This is a genomic window from Paenibacillus sp. fava2, assembly GCF_058313675.1.
This window is the reverse complement of sequence record NZ_CM177755.1, coordinates 3,536,088-3,555,129: the sequence shown is the minus strand read 5'-3', so window position 1 is coordinate 3,555,129 and position 19,042 is coordinate 3,536,088. Positions and strand designations below refer to the sequence as shown.

Below are 19,042 nucleotides of genomic sequence, written 5' to 3'. Positions count from 1 at the left end.
CCTAGCTCTGTAACGGGAGCTCCCGTCATAGCATCCTTGGGCGATCATTCTGCCCAATTCCGTATGCAGCTCAGAGACTTTATTCGTCAGGCACATTGCTGCTCCATTTCACCGGGCTGGAGCTCTCTGTGAACAACGTTTGCTTAACTACTCTTCTCATCATCGCTTTTTTTATCCAATTAAACCTATTTAAACATGATTTGCTATGCCTTTTCAAGTTTAAATTTCATTTCTACATTTTGATGAAAAAGATTTTGAACAGGCCAATATACTGCCGCTTCGCCTTGATGTCTCCGATAAAAGTATCCGTGTCTTGGATGTCTGGCAGACTGAAAACGGAAAAAATGATGTAATTATCCCTCTCTGCAAGGCTCTGCACCAGCGGCCGGATCACAGCCTGACTAACGCCATCCGGCAGTGATGCGCCTAGTATTTCCTGCAGATCATCAGCGGCATACTCCGCAAAATCCTCAGTGGACGGATTAAGCAATGCAAGCACGCCCAGCAAAACCACAAGCACAATCAACATATTTCTGATTCTTCCCGGTCTGGCCCTGCGCTCAACCTGCCGATCAGCATATGGCTCCATAACATCCCTCCTGCCGTAACCATAATTCATTTGGGTAAATATGTAAATGATGTTTAATTTGTGATTAAAGCTTTCTTTGCTGACGGCTGACGGCTGACGGCTATGTACAGGTATTCAAGGTAGATATTTTCTGCTACACTGGCAACATTATTGTTTATAGAGGAGCTTTTACGGATGTTATCAAATGAATCTTTTACGGCAGTATTATTTCTCTTATTCACCATACTGGCAGTAATCGTCTGGGCGGTCAGCTTAATCAAACCATCCTTTGTTGGTCGCAGGAGTGCTTCCGCCCGAAAATCCAGCAAGCGTGTTAACAAAATCTCACTGCTCACAGTGGCTATAAGTTTCGTTTTATCGGTTGTTACCGCACCTGGAACTTCACTTGTTGAGAAGGCTACTTCAATACAGAATTTTTTCATATTAAGAGATTTCAAAGTGGCTGGCACATTCATATATACTTCAAAAACAATGGAAGCCGAAGTCACCTCGGTTATCGACGGAGACACCTTCCGGATCCGCACCGATGAATTAGGTACCGAGAAGGTACGCCTGCTGCTGATTGACACGCCCGAGATTGGAAACGAGCCAGAGCCCTATGCTCTGGAAGCGCGTGACTATACGGAGGAGCTTCTTGCAGGCCAGACGGTTCATCTAGAATTTGACGAATCGGAGCGGGATCAATACGGCAGGCTGCTGGCATACGCTTATGTTGACGATCAGATGGTTAATCAGCTGCTGCTGGAAAAGGGGCTGGCCCGAGTGGCTGTTTTCCCGCCGGATACCAGGTACGTAGAGGACTTTAGAGAGATTGAAACGAAGGCGCGGGAATCCCGGCTCAGGGTCTGGAGTATTGACAATTACGTCACTGACAGGGGATTTAATGCAGAGGCGGCTGCTCAAAAGCAGCAGTAAATAACAGCAGGCAAGCATAGCTTTAATAGCCCATTGTGTGATAGAGAATTTGATGACTGTTTTTCAGTTGAGCTGATAGGAGCGCCGCTATTCCACTCAGTTGAGCTCCCAGCAATAACAAACTTAGCCCGGTACCGGCAAAATAACAAAACAGGGATGTCCCGCAGCCGCTCAGGCAGACCGGAACATCCCTATTCTTTTTCCCTGTCCTAACTTGCTATAGTGGTCTTACACCCATATCTCATTCGCCGTCTCAATAACGAGCCGGATTTTGTCCCACTGCTCTTCCTCCGTAAGAATATTCCCTTCCTCGGATGATGCAAATCCGCATTGCGGACTTAGACACAGCTTGTCGATATCCACATATTCCGCCGCTTCGGCGATCCGCAGCTTCAGCTGCTCCTTATTCTCCAGACCGCCATGCTTGGTAGTGACAAGGCCCAGCACCACGAACTGGTCTTTGATGAACCGCAGCGGTGCGAAATCACCGGAGCGCTCGTTATCGTATTCCAGGAAAAAGGCATCCACCTGCGCCCCGCCGAACAGTGCCTCCGCAACTGGCTCATAGCCGCCGGCCGCGAACCAGGTTGAACGCAGATTGCCGCGGCATACATGCAGTGCGATAGTCATATCCTCAGGTTTATCTGCTATACTCTCGTTGATTAGCGACACGTAGTCCCTGGCCAATTGATCCGGATCAATGCCTCTGCTCCGCAGATGCGCCCGGTGCCTGCCGCTCGACAGCGTTCCCCACGTCGTATCATCCATCTGCAGATAGCGGCAACCTGCATCATAAAAAGCCCGGATAGCCGCACGGTATACAGTAATAATATCCTGGAACAGCTGATCCCGGTCAGGATAAATCTCGTTTCCATTGTAATCCTGTACGAAGTGGAACAGGGACGGGGCAGGTATTGTCATTTTGACCATCGTATCACCGGCCATTTGCTGCAGTCTGGTGAAATGAGCCAGCATCGGGTGATCGCCGAATGATATTTTCCCGGTAATCTTAAAGCTTTCAGCCCGTTGCGCGTTTTCCTTGGCCGAACTATTTCCTTGATTTAGAATGATTTTGTGTGTGCCTGTTATTCCCAGAAAAAAATCCAGATGCCACCACGAACGGCGGAATTCTCCGTCAGTAACAGCCTTGAGGCCCAGTGCCTTTTCCTGCTTCAGCAGTTCAGCAATTTCTCTGTCCTCAATCTCCTGAAGCTGTGCAGCAGTTATTTCCCCCTGTTCGAGTAAGCTGCGCGCTGTCTTGATGCCCTCACTGCGCAGAAAGCTGCCTACGATATCATAGCGAAAGGGAGGGGCAGTTCTGGCGGAACCCGTAATTGGACTGATCATACGACCCTCCTGCTGTTATAGTAAAAACTGATTCATGTCAAAATAGCTGCTGGCAACCAGATCGTTCAGCAGATCAATATAAGCGGACATAATTTCACTCGGCTTACGGTCTTTATGGGCAATCCAGCCGACAGTAAACACTTCATTACTCTCATAGGGAATGGTCACCACCCCGTTGCCGTTCAGATCAGAGGCCATAATGCCTGTCCCGATCGTGTAAGCGTCGCTCCCAAGCAGCAGATTAGACAGGGTGGCCCTGTCCGTTACTTTGATGTTTTTCTCAATCTGGGTGAAGCTAAGCATTTCTTCGGAGAAATGCAGTGAATTGTTATCTCCCTGCTCAAACGTAATGTACGGATACGGCAAAATATCTTCGAGTATAATAGACTCTTTGCCAGCCAAAGTGTGCCCCGCTCTCACATACACATGCGGATTGGTATTGAACAGCGGCGTAAATTTGAGATTCCCGTCACTGAACAGCTTGTTCATCACCTTATAATTGCTCTCATTGATGTACAGAATGCCCAGATCGCTGCGCAATGTCCGCACATCCTCAATAATTTCAAAGGTCTGTGTCTCCCGCAGGCTGAAATTATATTCTGCAAGCTCCCGCTCCTTCATCAGACGCACAAAAGCATCTACAACAAAGGCGTAATGCTGGGTGGATACGGAAAAATAAACCGGACTGCGCTTCTTGCCGGTGTACCGGTTCTCCATGAACTCGGTCTGCTCGATAATCTGCCGGGCGTAGCCAAGAAACTCCATGCCTTCGGCCGATATGCTGATTCCCCGGTTAGTCCGTTCAAAAATAGTTATGCCCAGCTCGTTCTCCAGTTCCTTGATCGCATTGGAGAGACTGGGCTGCGACACAAAAAGCCGTTTGGCCGCTTCGTTCATCGAGCCGCTGTTCGCGATCTCAATTGCGTAGCGGAGCTGCTGCAATGTCAAACCTGTTCCCCCTCTTACCTCAGGCTGATGCCTGTGCGAATCTGGCTTATAACAAGTAGCATACCTTTAATTCCCGTCCGGTGTCTACTGGGTCCGCTTCTTGGCGGCGTCAATCTGGGAGGGATCAAGACCTTCCCAGATGTTATCAATCTGCACCTGCTCCGGATGCTCGAATACCAGAAAAGCTGTCGGCAAATAGCGTTCTCCATATTGAGAGGACGGTTTGTTGACGATTTCGTTGTCCTTCACCAGCACTGTGGATGAGCCCCCGTCCAGATTGGCGGCAATCACTGCACCATGCTTTAGCATGATCTGCTGGACATCATACAGATTGGCCCCGATGCTATAGCCCGGCTGTCTGCCGTCAATGACAACAAACAGCAGCGCACCGTCAGCACGCTGGCCCATGGCCGTTCTCGGGGCAATGCCCCAGCCTTCGGCTGCATTTTTGATCAGCCCTTTGCCGTTCACGATAATCCGCGGCTGAAAAGAAACGGCCTCCTGAACCCCAAGCTTGTTTAGCTCTTCCAGCGAATAGTTGCCGGCTATCATTTTCCCCTGTTTATCTAACCCGACTATTTGTGTCGAAGTCTTTCCCCCGAGCCCGTTATAAAAAAGCTTACCCTGGGAGATCACAAGCCCGATCGGCTTAAATCCGTTACCTTTCCAGTTCGGGTCGGCGAAACCTCCACCATTAACTCCGGCAATAGCACCGGTTCGCGCTACCATACTGGATACCTTTTCGCCGGAGCCTGTTTTATTCGGAATGCCCAGCCGGACTTTGGTAGGATCATTCACTGTCATCACATAACCCGAATAGCCGGTTCCGCTGACCTTTTCAATTTCCACCAGCTTCTTCTCTGCCGGGGCTTCAGCATCAGAATCGGATTCAGGTGCGGGAGTGGTAATAGTATGCGTATCCACTTCATCCCCCATGTTGTCAAAGCGCTGGTTATACTCCGCTACTCTGTTCTTCAGTTCTTCTTCCCCGATAATATACTTTGCCATATAACGGTGCTGTGTTGTTATTAGTGTGTCCGCTATCAAGTAACGAAAATTGTTGGCCGAGGGCGCAAAATACAGCCAGCCCATGCCAATAGTCAGCAGCAATAAACAGAACATAAACACTCTGATAAGTCTGCGCAGAAAGCTTGCTTTTTTACGTTTCTTTTTGACGGGTTTCTTCTTGCGCGCGTTTGAGCGCTGGGGTAATGATGAAGTGCTCACTTCTGGATTCCTCCCTGGTCTTGCCTATCATGCAAATGTGGCAGTCTCGTATTCTCCCATGATAGACGATCTTGTGCCGGCAAAGGTTTCAGTATTTTCACATTATCATCCATAATTTGTAACAACAAAAAAGCCCTCCTGATGAAGAGGGCTACACATTATAGTATGTCATCAATCTAGCCATGCCTGCTTTTTCCGCCTCTACGATTCGAACGGCCGCTTTGACCAGCTCCCCGGAAGAGTCGCCGGCTATGCTCCGGTTCTGTTTTCCGGTATGGAGCAGACCGGGCAGATTGACGGTAGCGGTATAAAGCAGCCACAGCGATTAAAGCAACAATACTCAGGAGCAGAACAATAGACACTACCCCTTTACTTTTTGGAGTAAGCTCCTTGACTCTGTCAATACCTTCATCAGATACAGTTTCATGTTTAGCTGGTGCTTCAGCTGCAATATCAGCAGCTGCTTCTGTTGTTTCGGTGGCTGCTACTCCGGATGCTACTCCGGATGCTACTCCGGCTGCGTTCCCGGCTGCTGTCGGACTTCGGTCAGCTCTGGTCAAAAAATAATGGTAGAAATCATTCGCCGCTGCGGTAACACCAGCCGCATACTTTTTGGCGGCAAATTGCGGCTCCAGTGACTTATTGAGGATATCTCCGATAAGCTTATTCGTTAAGGTAGTATCCACATCCCTGCCCTGCAGAACATGATAGTTGTCTCCTTCTATATCTAGCACCACCAGAACATCTCTGGTACCGGCTCCGAGCGAGGCATATTTGGCATAGGTGTACTCCTGCAGCGTTTTTCCGCCGGGGTTGTCCACTGTTACAAAATAGATACCACTGCCGGTCGTTGTTTTGTAACGGTTACTAGACTGGTTAAGATATAGTCTTGTAACCTGCGGAAGGACTCCGGCATTATCGGCAACAAAATTCTGCATTCCGAGCGGCTCCGTCCATACCCCACCCAGACTTTTAATCAAGGCACCATAGGTTTTGCGCGCTCCGGCAGCATACTCCTTGCGGGCGAAATCCGGCTCCAGTGACTCGGCGAGGAGCTGCGACAGCATGCTGTCGGTAAGTGAGTTCTTCAGACCGTCACCCTGCAGCACCCAGTAATTATCATCCTTTACCGAGAGCAGCAGCAGAACCCCTTTTTCTTTGTCAGATGAGCCGACTTCCCAGGTGTCGAACAGTGTTCTGGCGTATTCCTCCATTGAAGCTCCGCCGGTTGAGTCCACTGTTACAAGTACCACCTGCGCTCCCGTCTCCTGATGGAGCTTTACGCCGTAGTTGACCATATAATTCTCTGCTTTGAGGTCGATAACTCCCGCAAAGTCATTCACATAAAAAGCATCTGTATGCTCCGGAACCGCCGGGTTGGCCCAACTCCTATCCGGCAGCAGCATGACACTCAACAGCACCATAATCAGCAATAACATAATCCCTTTATGCTTCATCCGAATCCCCCTGCTTGTCCATTATTCTGGCTTTGACTAACATTAGCCTCATTTGGTTTAGTACAATTTCACTCGACAATAACTGGTGTGAATGTTACGTTTAATGCTTGCTACGGTTCGAGTTTGTTTGGTGAACTGTTTGTACTTACTACTAATCTGCTAGCATTTGCGGGCTATCTGCTATTGATTATATGCTTGATCCTATTATTAATTACTAATATTAATCCAAGGAAAAATAAGAGTAGAAGGTAGGTACTCAATAGTTATTGGGGGTTTGCCTTGCGGCTACTTCGGCCGGAATCAAAGGCATTTTTGCCTTTGATATGGCTCTTTCGGCCACGCGGGCCGGAATCAAAGGCATTTTTGCCTTTGATTTGCCTCATTCGGCCAAGCGGGCCGGAATCAAAGGCATTTTTGCCTTTGATTTGCCTCATTTGGCCACTCAGGCCGGAATCAAAGGCATTTTTGCCTTTGATTTGCCTCATTTGGCCAAGCGGGCCGAAATCAAAGGCATTTTTGCCTTTGATATGGCTCATTCGGCCACTCAGGCCGGAATCAAAGGCATTTTTGCCTTTGATTTCGCTCATTCGGCCACGTGAGCCCGAATCAAAGGCACTTTTGCCTTTGATTTCGCTCATTCGGCCACGCAGGCCGGAATCAAAGGCATTTTTGCCTTCGATATGCCTCATTCGGCCACTCAGGCCGAAATCAAAGGCATTTTTGCCTTTGATTTGCCTCATTTGGCCAAGCGGGCCGGAATCAAAGGCATTTTTGCCTTTGATATCCTCCTCCCCTCCCTTTCGCCCTCACAAAAATAAGACCCGCCGGGCATCTGCCAGACGGGCCTTATTTTTGTTAATACTAGAACAACGACGCCGGGATCATCTTCCTGCCGCCTTTTACCAGAGTAGACTCCAGCATTTCTCCCTTATCTCCGCCAAAATAGAGCTGCCAGTAGACGCCGAACCGCACACTGACATCATTCTTCACCAGCTCCGGCGGTGTCACGATCAGCCACTGGAACCTTAGCGCTTTGGAAATCTCGAATACGGGATCAAGCACGTTGTTGGAGACCATCTCGCCGAACGGGTTATCGTAGAGGAAGACAGTCCAGCCCTTGTTCTCGCGGTTGACCCGCTTATGGGTCATGATCATCATCGCCACCAGCAGCTGCACTGACTGGCGCTGGCCGCCGCTGCCGACCGCTTCGTCAAGTGCCCCGCGGTTGATGACCTCCCAATCGGAGTAGTGGAATTCTTCCGGTGCCGCATACAGGAAGTAATTCTCTGTAACCGGCTTGTACACCTGCAGCACAGGGAAGCGGTTCTGCATAGCTGCGTAGACGAGTTTGCCGTCATTGATCAGATCTTTCACCGCTGCCGCCGGCACCTGCTCGATCTTCGGATATTTCTCCAGCAGGCTACTGATGCAGCGGTTGAAGTAGTCGCTGACCAGCGGCTCAATGTCATCGGTCGTCTTGGGCACGGTGATATGCTTATAATTCAGCTTCACCAGCGGAAAAGCATGTCCGTTCTCGTTATGAATAATCATCCGCCGCTCCATGCGCTTCAGGATATCCGTAATCTGCACGACCCGCTTAGCCGCACGACCGACCCACAGCTTGCGCGAGAGCTCCATGCTCTCTTTATCGCTGCGGATGCTCTCAATCTGGTCGCGTGAGCTCTGCAGCATCGAATCCAGCACCTGCCCGGCAATAAAGAAGTCCTCCCAGTGGACGGTGTTCAGCCGCTCCTGGATTTTGGTCTCCAGCTCACTGTTCCAGCCGCACTTGGCCAGCTTGGCACTCAGGTCATTTTTCTCTTCCTTCACTTTACGGGTAAGCTCTGTACGCTGTGCACGGCTCTCTTTACTCTGAAGCAGCCAGTCAGCGACTGTCCGTTCACAGATTTCCCTCACCTGAAGCTGTACTTCCTCCGGTACATCACGGAGCTGAACCCGGCCCTCAACATGCGTGTCCAGAATCTGTCTCTGATTGCCCAGTGTCTGCAGCCATTGATCCACGGCAGAGAGCCGTTGTTTGCACAGATTTAACTGCCGTTCATTCTCACGGGTATCCTCCGTAATCTCCTGCTCCTTGACAGTGAGCGTGTCAGTCCATAATTCAACAGGCCGTTCATGCTTCTCCTTGATCGACTTTTCCGTTTTGCGCAGCTCTTTCTGCAGGTTCTCAAGGATCGTCTGACAGCGGATGAAGGATTCGCGTACACTCTGGTAATCCTCCTCCAGATATACTGTCTCATTCTTCTGCCGCGCCCGCGCCGCAGCTATAGCTTCCGGTGAATCCTGTGGCTCGGGTGCTTGTTGCCAGTCGCGGTCAACCTGATAGACAGCAGCTTCAAGCTCACTAAGCTGTTCGCCGGCACGCTTTATGTTTCCCTGCCGCGTTCGGATTTCCAGCTCATTATGGGTCAGGGATTGCTGCAGACTCTCCACTGTACTTAACAGCTGCAGCAGAGTATTCTGTACATCAGGGTTAATCCCGGCCTCAGCCAAGTCTGTTTCAATCTGACGGTCATTCGGGAAAACAAGCTCTGGGAACCAGGTCTGCAGCCTTGGGTACAGCGAATAACGGGTGTCTCCGATCCACTGCTCCCGCAGCTGTGCCGCACTCTCCATCTCCGTCTTTAGCTGAACCAGTCCCTGGTCCTTGACAGAGATCTCTTTACTCAGCGCCTGTCTGCGGTCAACCGCCTTCTGCTTATCCTTATAATCCTGCTCCTGCTTCCGGGTCCGTTCTTCCCACAGCCGCAGGGCTTGGGCTCTTAGCTCCAGCCCGCTCTTTTCCTGCTCGAATTCATTAAGCTCCTTCTGAAGGGAAGCAAGCTGTTCTTCATTCTCACTGATCTCTGTTTTTAGTCCGGCCACCGCTGTATCCAGGTCATTCACAATCAGCTCCAGCTCACGGAGCTTGGCTTTTAAGCTTACTGTATGCTCACCCTGGAACAGCCGCTCAAACTCCTGACGGGCTGTTTTCAGCTTCGAGAGATAATTCTCCGCGTCCTGAAGCTCTTCTTCCCGCTCTTTCAGCCGGGAGGCAATGCCGCGCTTCCAGTCCTGGAACTGCTCCGGCTGCAGAACCATCTGAGGCCCCTGATTAGCAAGCAGCAGGAACGGCTCCGCAGCAGCTAAGCCCATTTCCTCGCGGATAAAGACCGGAACAGCCGATTTGAGGATGACATTCTTCAATGCATCCGGCGGGATTTTGTCTGCTTCATGCTGTGTAACGATTAGCCCGTAAGGGAGCAGCGGATGGCGTCCAAGCTCTTCTTCACGGTGCAGATAGCTCAGGTCATTCAGGTAGGAGCTGCCAAGCATGGAGCTGATTTTGAGTGCATCCAGCCTGTCCTTGACTGTAAGCACATCTGCATTAGGCAGCCAATAAGCTTCCTGCTGCAGCTCAACGTCCAGCTGCTGGTGATAGAACTCCCTGCGCAGCCGCTTGGTCTGCTGCTCTGTATCTTCCAGCCTGCGGATGAACCGCTCATGGATCAAGGCTTTTGCTTCAAACAACGCTGTTGCGCCCAGCACCTGATGCTCCTCATACAGCTCAAGCAGCACAACAAGCTGTGACCACAGCTGCGATTCCCGGCCCATCTGCGCTTCCAGCTGATTGTGCAGCCCGCCCGTTTGGCGGCGCTCAGCGGCAAGCTTAGCCTGAAGCTCCGCCAGATTCGTGCGCAGGCTCAGCTTACGAGCTTCCCCCTGACCACGCAGAGCAGTGCGTTCCGCAATTGAATCCGCAATAGCATTGGCAGCCAGAAGTGTCCTCTGCAGCGCCGGCCCCGGTGCACTGGCCGCCTCCTGCCCATGCCGCGAAGCAAATACGCCCGCTTCCTCGCTGAATTGGCGAATGTAGCCGGTAAGCTCATTGATCCGGCTTTCCAGTCCGCCCAGCTCCAGAACATAACCCTCCCGCTCTTTACGCAGCCCGGCTTCTTCAGCCGAAAGCGCCTGCTGACGGCTTGCGAAGCCGGAAAGCTGTTGCTGCCACAGCCGAAAGACCTGATCCCACTGCAGGCGCAGCTCCTCTTTGGCGTTCTGGATAACCTCCTGGCGTTCCTTCATTTCAAGTGAGCCTTCAATGGCTTCAATTTCCTTCTGCCACTGGCCGATTTCCCGCTTGTGCACCTGGCGTTTAGCCAGATATTGCGCCACTTCCAGACGTTTTTCCTGCTCTTTGGACTCATCAAGCCGCGAACGCGCACGTCCCTGGTTATCGCTTATGGCTTTGAACTCTTCCTGCTTCTCATCATACTCCTCTTTGCTGCGCAGGTAGCTTAGGTTATCCGCCTCGAAGCGAAGCTGCCGGGCTTCGGACTGCAGCCGGACCAGCTCGTCAGCTTGTCTGCCCCGGTTATCTTCTGCAGATCTTAGCTCGTCGTAAATGACTGTATAAATCTGCCGTCCAAGCAGCTCGGTCTCCTGAAAGCTCCGCTCTGCTTCTGCGCCTTGCTTGACCAGCTCATGCAGCGGAGCAGCCAGCTCCGTGAACTCGGCAAAAGCCTTCTCCCGCTGCTCCAGCATCGGAAGCCGCTGGGCAACCGTTGCTGTATCGGTAAACATCCGCTGAAGCGATCCGTCCTCCTCACGCGACCCGTCATCCAGGCTGGAGCCGATTTCCGGAATAATGAGCTTTTCAAACAGATTGTGGTTCGTGAAGGCATCATTTTTCTGAAAATAACCCTTGATCCCGCCCTCTTCACCGTTAATCTTCTTCATATTGCGCCATTCCCCGATGTGGATATCCCGTCCGGCCAGGAAAGCGTAGTATTTCTTAAGCTCTGATTGGCTGCTGCCGTAATAGATGATCTCGTTGCGCCGTTCCCGTACAAACTGCTGAATCGCCTCAAAGCTTGCAGGGCCGCCTTCATCTGCATTATAGAGCGGCAGCGTGGAAAGAGTAAGGTCTGCTTGCTCATCATAATCCGTCAGCGTGTACAGCAGGTAGTCGACCTTAATCTCAAGCTGGTCTGCCGAGCTATTGGCGGTCATGGCAATCCCGGTGGTGACGTATTCATTGCGGTCGCCGGAGTCCAGCTTCCATTCAATGGCTACGTGGAAGGTGTAGGGCTTCAGCTGTTTTTTGTGATTATGGAAAAACGCCTCAACCTGATTCTCATTGTCCTTCCCCCAGGAAGTCTTAGGAATCAGCAGCTGAAAAATCGACTGCAGCAGCACCCCTTTTCCGCCGCCGTTCATCAGGGTAATCAGGGTATTGGCCGGCCCTTCCTCGTTGCACAGGTCAAGTATCATATCGTCGTATTTCTTGAGCATTTTCTCATATTTCAGTCCGGCGATCCGGATCCGTTCAATGCGCGGCATGGGCGTCACCCTCCTTCTCAGCCAGTGTGCTGCCGATAAGGGCCTTCAGTTCCTTATAGCGGTCTACATCATGGTACAGATAGCGCATCCGTTCGTACAATTCCTCCCGCGGGAAAATCCGTTTTTCACTCTCGGAAATGAATACCAGATGCTCGTCCTCCAGCAGCTTCATCCCTTCATGAATCAAGCCGATCCGTGAACCGGAGCCTCTGGAGAGTGTATCGGCATCCTCCTGGCTTTTGGTCTGCATATATAGGCTGGCCCATACCTTGTACATCGCCTGAATGTCGAGCCGCCACTGCTTGCTGAACTTGCCTTCCTCATCCATTTCATACCAGGCCTTCAAAACGGCCGACACCTGATCAGCCAGCTGGATATAAGACATACTGTCCTGTCCGGGTTTAAAATGCTGCTCGTCCTGATCCATTTCTGCCAAAAATACTAAGATAATGACGTTGATAATATGTAAATGCGTCTTGCGCTCAATCCGTGAATATTTACTCTTCAGCTGCGTGAAGTTGGTCGCGAAGCCAGATCCTAGCGGATTGACCAGCAGATGAAGGCGGTGCCCGGAGTTCATGATCCGGCAGCCTCCCTCTTTAGCCAGATATTGCAATGCATCATAAGCACCGTTATCCTGCAGGCACTCCGCTGCAGCCGGATCATCAAGTGAAATGACTTTTCGCCGCAGCAGATCAAAAAACAGCCGTGACGCCTGCTGCAGTTGTTCCAATGTATAACTCATGTTCGGACCACTCATCTTTCTTCTATAATAATAGTGTATGGACTCATCTCAAGCCCAGGCCATCTGACTGCAGGCTGCTGCCCCGTACCGGAAATTTTTGTTCTAAGCACTTTACCCCGCATAATCTCCAGTTCAGGGTGACTGTCCAGCAGATATTGAATAAGCCTCTGACATTCGTCCGTTCCGGCCGGGCTCTCCGCACCAGACTCTTGCACCTTTACTTCAGCATGAAAAAACTGTGCCCACAAGTCCACCGCATTCGGGTTATTAGCCCAGCCGAGCTTTTCTTCTTCGGTAAAAGCTTCTGCAGCAAAGGTGAACCTGCCGTCCGCCGCAAGCCCTCTAAATACGGGAAGCCACAGCCCGGCAACCTCTGCCCAGGGTATCGTCTTGGGAATATAGGATGCTTCCGGTTCTTCCCCGGTATCTTCAGGTTCCTCCAGCCATTCTTCGGGCATAAATCCGGTTTCCTGCTCTTCCCACGCCCAGGCTAGGGGATAAATGAAGTCCTGCTGTGGTGCGAACAAGCCGCCTACCAGCAGCTCAAGACTGTCACCGCCCGGAAGTCCGTCGCTTTTGACCCATTCCTCCCATACATTGGTCCGGAAGTTAAAGCCGGAAGCCCCCCAGAACAGCTCGGGGAAGTTCAGCCGCAGATTGGTTTCCGCCTCAAAAATGCCCAGGACCACCTCAGCCAGCTCATCATGCACTTTCCGTGACAGTTCCACCCGCTCAGACAGCAGCCGCAGCTCGTTGAAATCAATAAGATCCTTCTCATCATTGGCCAGACGCGCCAGCGAGCGGTGAATATTATCAAAGTGCCTGCGTTCCTCGTCAAATTGCTGGTGAATCTCCTCCAGCCGCTGGTGGCGCATTACCCCGTATTCACTGAACATATGCTTCGGATTACGGCGCAGCGCGTTCCGGTATTCCTGCTGCTGCTGGGTCATTTTGCGCACCCGGGAGATCAGCTCGTTCACATCCTGCAGCGCCCGCGTTACCCGGCCATGCTTGATATGCATCTGAATCTCCAGCAGCTTGATGCTGATCTGGAACTCCTCGATGATCTCGTGGCTCATAAAGATCAGCTCCATCGCATACTCGGAGAGCCGGTAGACTGTCGTTCCGCTCTCTTCCCAGCTGCTGCGTGTGGCATCCTCATCTACGGTAAAATATTTATATTTCTGCATCGTCATCTGCCGCGTGTGATCATCATAATATACCGCCTCAAAATCACCGCCGTTGCCGCTCCAGAGCAGCCCGTCCACCAGCCGTTCCACCGATTCGGCAGTTCCCAGCCCGGTAATTTTGAAGCGTTCCAGCGAGCTCCATGCCAGACCGATGATATCCTCCTTGGACCGCTGCTCATTCGACTCCAGCTCCAGATAATAGACCTGAAGCAGCACACTCAGCGCAATCATTTCCTTATACGGCTGAAGCTCACCGAGATTCATCCCCGCGCCAAGGCTCCACAGCGGATTAAGCCGCTTGTTCCGTTCCCCAAAATCAGACCAGTTCATAATGTATAAGCCAACCCCGCCATCACTTCGTAATTGGTGACAAAATAACATAACCCATATCAGCCCCGGATAGGGAAATATGGGTTAGCAATCACAGATAACTAACATTTTCCTTGCGAATATATGTTTCTATTATAGCAATCAAATGTGAATCTGGCTATTCAGATAATTAAGATAGAGCTGCCCAGATAATCACCAGGCAATGTTGTCCCAGCCGGCCTGGCGTTCCTGCCGAAAGCGCTGCACCCATTCTTCGGCGACCTCATCGGCAATGGGGTCATAGTAGGGAGCAGCGATCTGCACAGAGTCCGCAGGTATATCCAAAAAGCCTAATATGTTTCTAACGGTTTCTTCATAGTTCCGGATAAAGTCCTCGTAAACAACCATCATTGGTACAATCTTTGCCTCGGCATAAAATGCCTCCATCCCTGCTTCACGCATTGTACACTCCACCAGCAGATGATTAATGGCATCAAAAGAGTATTTATCGGCTATCTCCGCCTCATGCGGCTTAATACCATGCTCCCGGTGCCATTCGCCGGATACAATTGCTCTCCACCAGGAAACTGCAAGCCGCACTTTATTGCGCCGGGTCATATAAATATGCTTGCATTCCGGGAAGGCTGCTTCCCAAATCTGCGGTCTGGTGAGCCCTTCCGGCAGCCTCAGCTCTCTTTGGAATGTTTGCAGCCATTCATCAAGCCTCCACGTCGAAGTCTTTAGCCCAAATACGCCATTAGGCGTTGTGCCGTGGTGCCACATCTGCTGGATGTCCTGATAGCTGAAGGCCGCAGGGTCCGGATCAGTCAGCCACTCGCAAGGTTTTCCTGCAACTCCTGTTGATTCTAATGCTTTATAGAGCAATGTACTGCCGGTCCGCTGAGAAAACCAGATTGTGTAGCTGCGTTCAGGTTTCATATTAGATTTCTCCCTTGATTTCAATTTTGATTTTTAATTTCAAAAAGTCCTTTAAGGCTGCTACACAGTGCTCTAAAGAATATCTTTCTGTATCCAGTACAAGGTCGGGCTGAGCTGGCGGCTCATAGGGTGCGGATATCCCCGTAAAATCAGCTAACACGCCGGCTTCGGCCAGGCTGTACATTCCCTTTGGATCACGCCGCTTGCATTCCTGCAGTGAGCATTGTATATATAATTCCGCGTAATCCTCCGGCTGAAAATGCTGTCTGACAATCGCCCGTCCTGTTTCACTGGGGGATATTAGCGGAGCCAGAACCAGACAACCCGCCTCAACGAACATCAGTGCGACTTCAGCAGTCCGCCGGAGATTTTCATTCCGGTCCGCAGCTGTAAAGCCGAGATCCCGGTTGAGTCCTTTTCTCAGACAATCACCATCCAGGATTACTGTCCGGACTCCATCTTGAAGCATTTCCTGCTGCACTTTATTGGCGAGTGTTGTTTTACCTGAACCGGGCAAGCCGGTGAACCAAAGAACGCTGCCTTTATGTCCGTTCATTTTTTCTATAACTTCTCTGGACATGATATATTCCTTTCTCTGTAAGAGACGCAGATTAAATTCAAATAGTGGAATGGACATAGAAAAAGCCGCAGATGAACAATCGTTCACCCACGGCTTCTATTCGCTGAATCACTAAACAAGACATCATAAAATGCCCTAAGCAGTTCAGTTTGAGAGCAGTGATGAGGATTAGATTCATGACGATGTACACCAGAAGCGGCACAGAAAACAATCCCTACCTACACAGGCAGAGTGCCCCGGTCACGCTCATGTACGATTAGGTTAGATTAACCTTGTACTACCGTCAGGAATACTGTCATCATCATCACTGTACAAATCCCACCATTCCACTATTTGTTTCCAGTATAAACCAAATGGAGTAAGTGTCAATATTTTTAATTTAATGCCAGCTTACTGCTGGTTGTATTTCTCCTGTAAAAGATACTGCAAATTCGCCTTAACGCCTGGCCATTCTTCGTCAATGATGCTATACAGCACATTGTCCACTGCGGTACCTTCCGAGGTAATCCTGTGTTTGCGCAGATGGCCTTCTTTTGTGGCACCTATGCGTTCAATTGCTCTTTGCGATCTCAGATTGCCGCTAACAATTGTAAAATTCACCCGGATCAGTGAAAGCTCCTCGAAGCAGTGCTGCAGCAGCAAGGCTTTGCCTTCTGTATTCACCGGTGTTCTCCAGTATTCAGGAGCGATCCAGGTGCAGCCGATTTCCGCATTGCGGTGAGCGTGATCGATGTGCATAATCCGCGAGGTTCCGGCAATCCGTCCGGTTGAACGGTCCAGCATGACAAACGGCAGATCGTGGCCTTTTTCTTTGTTCGTTAGCGCTGTATCAATGAGCTGCTCTACCTGTGCGGCGGAGGTTATTTTTCTCCAGGTATATTCCCAGATTAACGGATTTCTAAGAATCGCTGTTAGCTCCGCCCTATGCGCTGCTTCCATGGGAACCATTTGAATGTACGTGCCGTTTAATGGTCTGATGTTCTCCGAGATCACACAATTGCCTCCTAAAATGCGGATAGGTTCAAAGCACGCTGCACAACTAAACGCCGATCTCCTGTTAAAGACCAGCTTCCTCTAAATTGTAAACGATCTGCCCGTCCTCTGTCTGTATGGTTTTGATAAAAAAACAACCCCGTTTATGTAAAAACGGAGCTGTTATCTGTCAGTCTATTGTGACTGTATTATAATGAAGAAACTGTTATTTCCGCCCGGCAATCTCTGCGGCAATCAGCCGGGCCAGCTCCTCTATACTCATCGGACCCGCATCTGCGCCGTCCCGCTTTCGCACCGAGATAGTACCCGAATTACGCTCATTGTCACCAAGCACGAGCATATAAGGAACCTTCTCCAGCTGGGCTTCCCGGATCTTCAGGCCAAGCTTCTCATTCCGCACGTCCGCCTCAACCCGGATTCCGGCTGCTGCCAGCGCCTGCTTCACCTCGAAGGCATAGTCCGCATGATTCACCGATACCGGCAGCAGCTTCACCTGAACCGGGGACAGCCACACCGGAAAAGCACCGCTGAAATGCTCAGTGAGAATCCCGATGAACCTGTCGATCGAACCGTAGACTGCGCGGTGAATCACTACCGGACGGTGCTTCTGGCCGTCTTCGCCGACGTAGCTCAGGTCGAATTTCTGCGGCATCTGAAAATCCAGCTGCACTGTGCCGCATTGCCAGCTCCGTTTCAGCGCGTCGAGGATGTGGAAGTCAATCTTCGGCCCGTAAAAAGCGCCGTCTCCCGCATTGATCCGGTAAGGCAGGCCGCGGTTTTGCAGCACCTTTTCCAGCGCAGCCTCCGCCTGGTCCCACAGTGACTCCTCACCCATGTAATCTGCCGGACGAGTGGACAGCTCCACCTTGTATTCGAAGCCGAACACATTGTAGATATGGTCGATCAAATCCAGCACCTGGCCGATCTCTGCTTCAATCTGCTCCGGCAGCACGAACAGGTGGGCATCATCCTGGCAAAAAGTGCGGACACGCATCATCCCGTTCAGCGAGCCGGAGGACTCATTGCGGTGAACCTGCCCGAATTCGGCCAGCCGGATTGGCAGCTCCCGGTAGGAGTGCAGGTTATTTTTGAAGATCAGCATATGCCCGGGGCAGTTCATCGGCTTCAGTGCAAACTTTGCTTCGTCCGCCTGAGTGAAATACATATCGTCCTTGTAGTGGTCATAGTGTCCGGATTGCTCCCACAGCCGGTTGTTCATCATCAGCGGTGTGCGGACCTCACTGTAATCCCGCTCGCGCTGCAGGCCTCTGCTGAAATCCTCCAGTTCAGTGCGGATGATCATCCCTTTTGGCAGATAGAATGGCATACCCGGTGATTCCTCGGAGAACATGAACAGCTCCAGTTCCTTGCCTAGCTTGCGGTGATCCCGTTTCTTAGCTTCCTCCAGCATGTGCAGATGCTCGTCGAGCTGGGCTTTTTTCAGGAAGGCTACACCATAAATCCGCTGCAGCATCTTATTACTCGAATCCCCGCGCCAGTAGGCTCCAGCCACGCTCATGAGCTTGAATACCTTGATTTGGCCAGTTGAAGCCAGATGCGGCCCCCGGCACAGATCGGAAAATTCCCCCTGATCATAAATACTGATAACAGCATCCTCCGGCAGATCACGGATCAGCTCCAGCTTAAGCGGCTCCTCCAGGCCTGCGAACAGGTTAACTGCCTCATCGCGGCTGACCTCTCGGCGGACGATCGGCAGATTTTCCTTAACAATGGCATTCATCTCCTGCTCGATTGCCGCCAGATCCTCGCTCGACAACGGCTGTTCGATATCAACGTCGTAGTAGAAGCCGTCTTCAATGACCGGACCGATGCCCAGCTTCACCTTTTTGCCGCCGTAGATCCGTTTAATGGCCTGGGCCATCAGATGTGCAGTGCTGTGCCGGTGTACGTCCTGGCCTTCCTTGCTGTCCAGTGTCACAATTTCAACCCGGCTGTCCTGTGACAGCGGATAATGCAGATCCACAAGCCGTCCGTCAACTTTTCCTGCTACAGCATTTTTCTTCAGGCTGAAACTTATGGATTCAGCAATAGCACTAATATCGGTGTTATAGGAATACCCTTTTATTTGTCCATCCGGCAGTTTTACTTTGATCTCCATGATTAAGCCTCCGTCTCTTTAAGGTAGTTGAACATTTGAACGCAAAAAAACGCATCTCTCCCGAAAAGGGACGAGTGCGCTTAAGCTCGTGGTTCCACCCTAGTTTGACCTGCGCTGTAACAACCCCCTGCTGTCAGGCGGAAGCTAAGTCGCATAATCCTCATGGTATCCGGTATCGGGGATAAGACGGTGGCATTTACAGCCGCCCTGACAGCAGGGAGGGTTCAGTGCCACGGCTGCAAAGGGGTAACATCCTGCCGGTCTCTGTAAGAAGCTCTCACCACTCACTTCTCTCTCTGGTCAGTCCTTGTAGGATATCATGTCTTTGGTCATTGCCTTGG

The 19,042-nt window shown here is 51.1% G+C and carries 15 protein-coding genes and 1 other annotated feature (1 of these 16 running past the window's edge); of the genes, 1 reads left to right on the top strand and 14 read right to left on the bottom strand.

All coding sequences use genetic code 11. From position 1 onward, the window contains the following. Positions 1 to 172: a binding site (T-box leader), on the bottom strand; it reaches 97 nt to the left of the window's first position. Positions 173 to 232: 60 nt separating this feature from the next. Then, a complete protein-coding gene (locus tag AC4G46_RS15355) occupies positions 233 to 589 on the bottom strand; it encodes a hypothetical protein (RefSeq protein WP_491128692.1) in 357 nt (118 codons plus the stop codon). Positions 590 to 642: 53 nt separating this feature from the next. After that, positions 643 to 1,077 (bottom strand): hypothetical protein, encoded by a 435-nt coding sequence (locus AC4G46_RS15350; RefSeq protein ID WP_491128691.1) that lies wholly within the window; start codon positions 1,075 to 1,077, stop codon positions 643 to 645. On the opposite strand from AC4G46_RS15350, the gene AC4G46_RS15345 reads away from it, so the two are divergent. Further along, positions 1,061 to 1,504 carry a thermonuclease family protein gene (locus AC4G46_RS15345; RefSeq protein ID WP_491128690.1) on the top strand — a complete coding sequence of 148 codons (444 nt, stop codon included), beginning with the start codon at positions 1,061 to 1,063 and terminating at the stop codon, positions 1,502 to 1,504. The genes AC4G46_RS15350 and AC4G46_RS15345 overlap by 17 nt on opposite strands. Before the next feature lie 228 nt (positions 1,505 to 1,732). Here AC4G46_RS15345 and AC4G46_RS15340 read toward each other — a convergent pair whose 3' ends face one another. From AC4G46_RS15340 to thrS, 12 genes are all read right to left on the bottom strand, one after another. Beyond that, positions 1,733 to 2,851: a 5-methyltetrahydropteroyltriglutamate--homocysteine S-methyltransferase gene (locus tag AC4G46_RS15340; protein WP_491128689.1), complete on the bottom strand. Its 1,119-nt coding sequence runs from the start codon at positions 2,849 to 2,851 to the stop codon at positions 1,733 to 1,735. Between the two features lie 15 nt (positions 2,852 to 2,866). Continuing rightward, positions 2,867 to 3,799, bottom strand: a complete 933-nt coding sequence (locus AC4G46_RS15335) for a LysR family transcriptional regulator (protein WP_491128688.1) — start codon at positions 3,797 to 3,799, stop codon at positions 2,867 to 2,869. Positions 3,800 to 3,883: 84 nt separating this feature from the next. After that, the gene (locus AC4G46_RS15330) at positions 3,884 to 5,026 is read right to left on the bottom strand and encodes a phosphodiester glycosidase family protein (protein ID WP_491128687.1); all 1,143 of its coding nucleotides are present in this window, start codon (positions 5,024 to 5,026) and stop codon (positions 3,884 to 3,886) included. 176 nt (positions 5,027 to 5,202) lie between these two features. Then, positions 5,203 to 6,483 carry a TPM domain-containing protein gene (locus AC4G46_RS15325; protein WP_491128686.1) on the bottom strand — a complete coding sequence of 427 codons (1,281 nt, stop codon included), beginning with the start codon at positions 6,481 to 6,483 and terminating at the stop codon, positions 5,203 to 5,205. 263 nt (positions 6,484 to 6,746) lie between these two features. Next, positions 6,747 to 7,223, bottom strand: coding sequence for a hypothetical protein (locus tag AC4G46_RS15320; protein ID WP_491128685.1), 477 nt, complete (start codon positions 7,221 to 7,223; stop codon positions 6,747 to 6,749). A 121-nt stretch (positions 7,224 to 7,344) separates the two neighbouring features. After that, entirely contained in the window at positions 7,345 to 11,826 is a 4,482-nt protein-coding gene (locus AC4G46_RS15315) for a coiled-coil domain-containing protein (RefSeq protein WP_491128684.1), read from the bottom strand. Continuing rightward, positions 11,813 to 12,571, bottom strand: coding sequence for a DUF6063 family protein (locus AC4G46_RS15310; RefSeq protein ID WP_090719730.1), 759 nt, complete (start codon positions 12,569 to 12,571; stop codon positions 11,813 to 11,815). The genes AC4G46_RS15315 and AC4G46_RS15310 overlap by 14 nt, the downstream gene beginning before the upstream one ends. An 11-nt stretch (positions 12,572 to 12,582) precedes the next feature. Next, positions 12,583 to 14,091 (bottom strand): hypothetical protein, encoded by a 1,509-nt coding sequence (locus AC4G46_RS15305; RefSeq protein ID WP_491128683.1) that lies wholly within the window; start codon positions 14,089 to 14,091, stop codon positions 12,583 to 12,585. A gap of 192 nt (positions 14,092 to 14,283) precedes the next feature. Next, positions 14,284 to 15,009: a Stf0 family sulfotransferase gene (locus AC4G46_RS15300; protein WP_491128682.1), complete on the bottom strand. Its 726-nt coding sequence runs from the start codon at positions 15,007 to 15,009 to the stop codon at positions 14,284 to 14,286. 1 nt (position 15,010) lies between these two features. Then, on the bottom strand, positions 15,011 to 15,646 hold the full coding sequence (gene cysC / locus AC4G46_RS15295; protein WP_491128681.1) for an adenylyl-sulfate kinase: 636 nt from the start codon (positions 15,644 to 15,646) through the stop codon (positions 15,011 to 15,013). A 333-nt stretch (positions 15,647 to 15,979) separates the two neighbouring features. Beyond that, complete coding sequence (locus tag AC4G46_RS15290; RefSeq protein ID WP_491128680.1) at positions 15,980 to 16,582, bottom strand: GNAT family N-acetyltransferase; 603 nt, start codon at positions 16,580 to 16,582, stop codon at positions 15,980 to 15,982. Positions 16,583 to 16,787: 205 nt separating this feature from the next. Beyond that, a complete protein-coding gene (thrS, locus tag AC4G46_RS15285) occupies positions 16,788 to 18,701 on the bottom strand; it encodes a threonine--tRNA ligase (protein WP_491128679.1) in 1,914 nt (637 codons plus the stop codon). Positions 18,702 to 19,042: the final 341 nt, after the last annotated feature.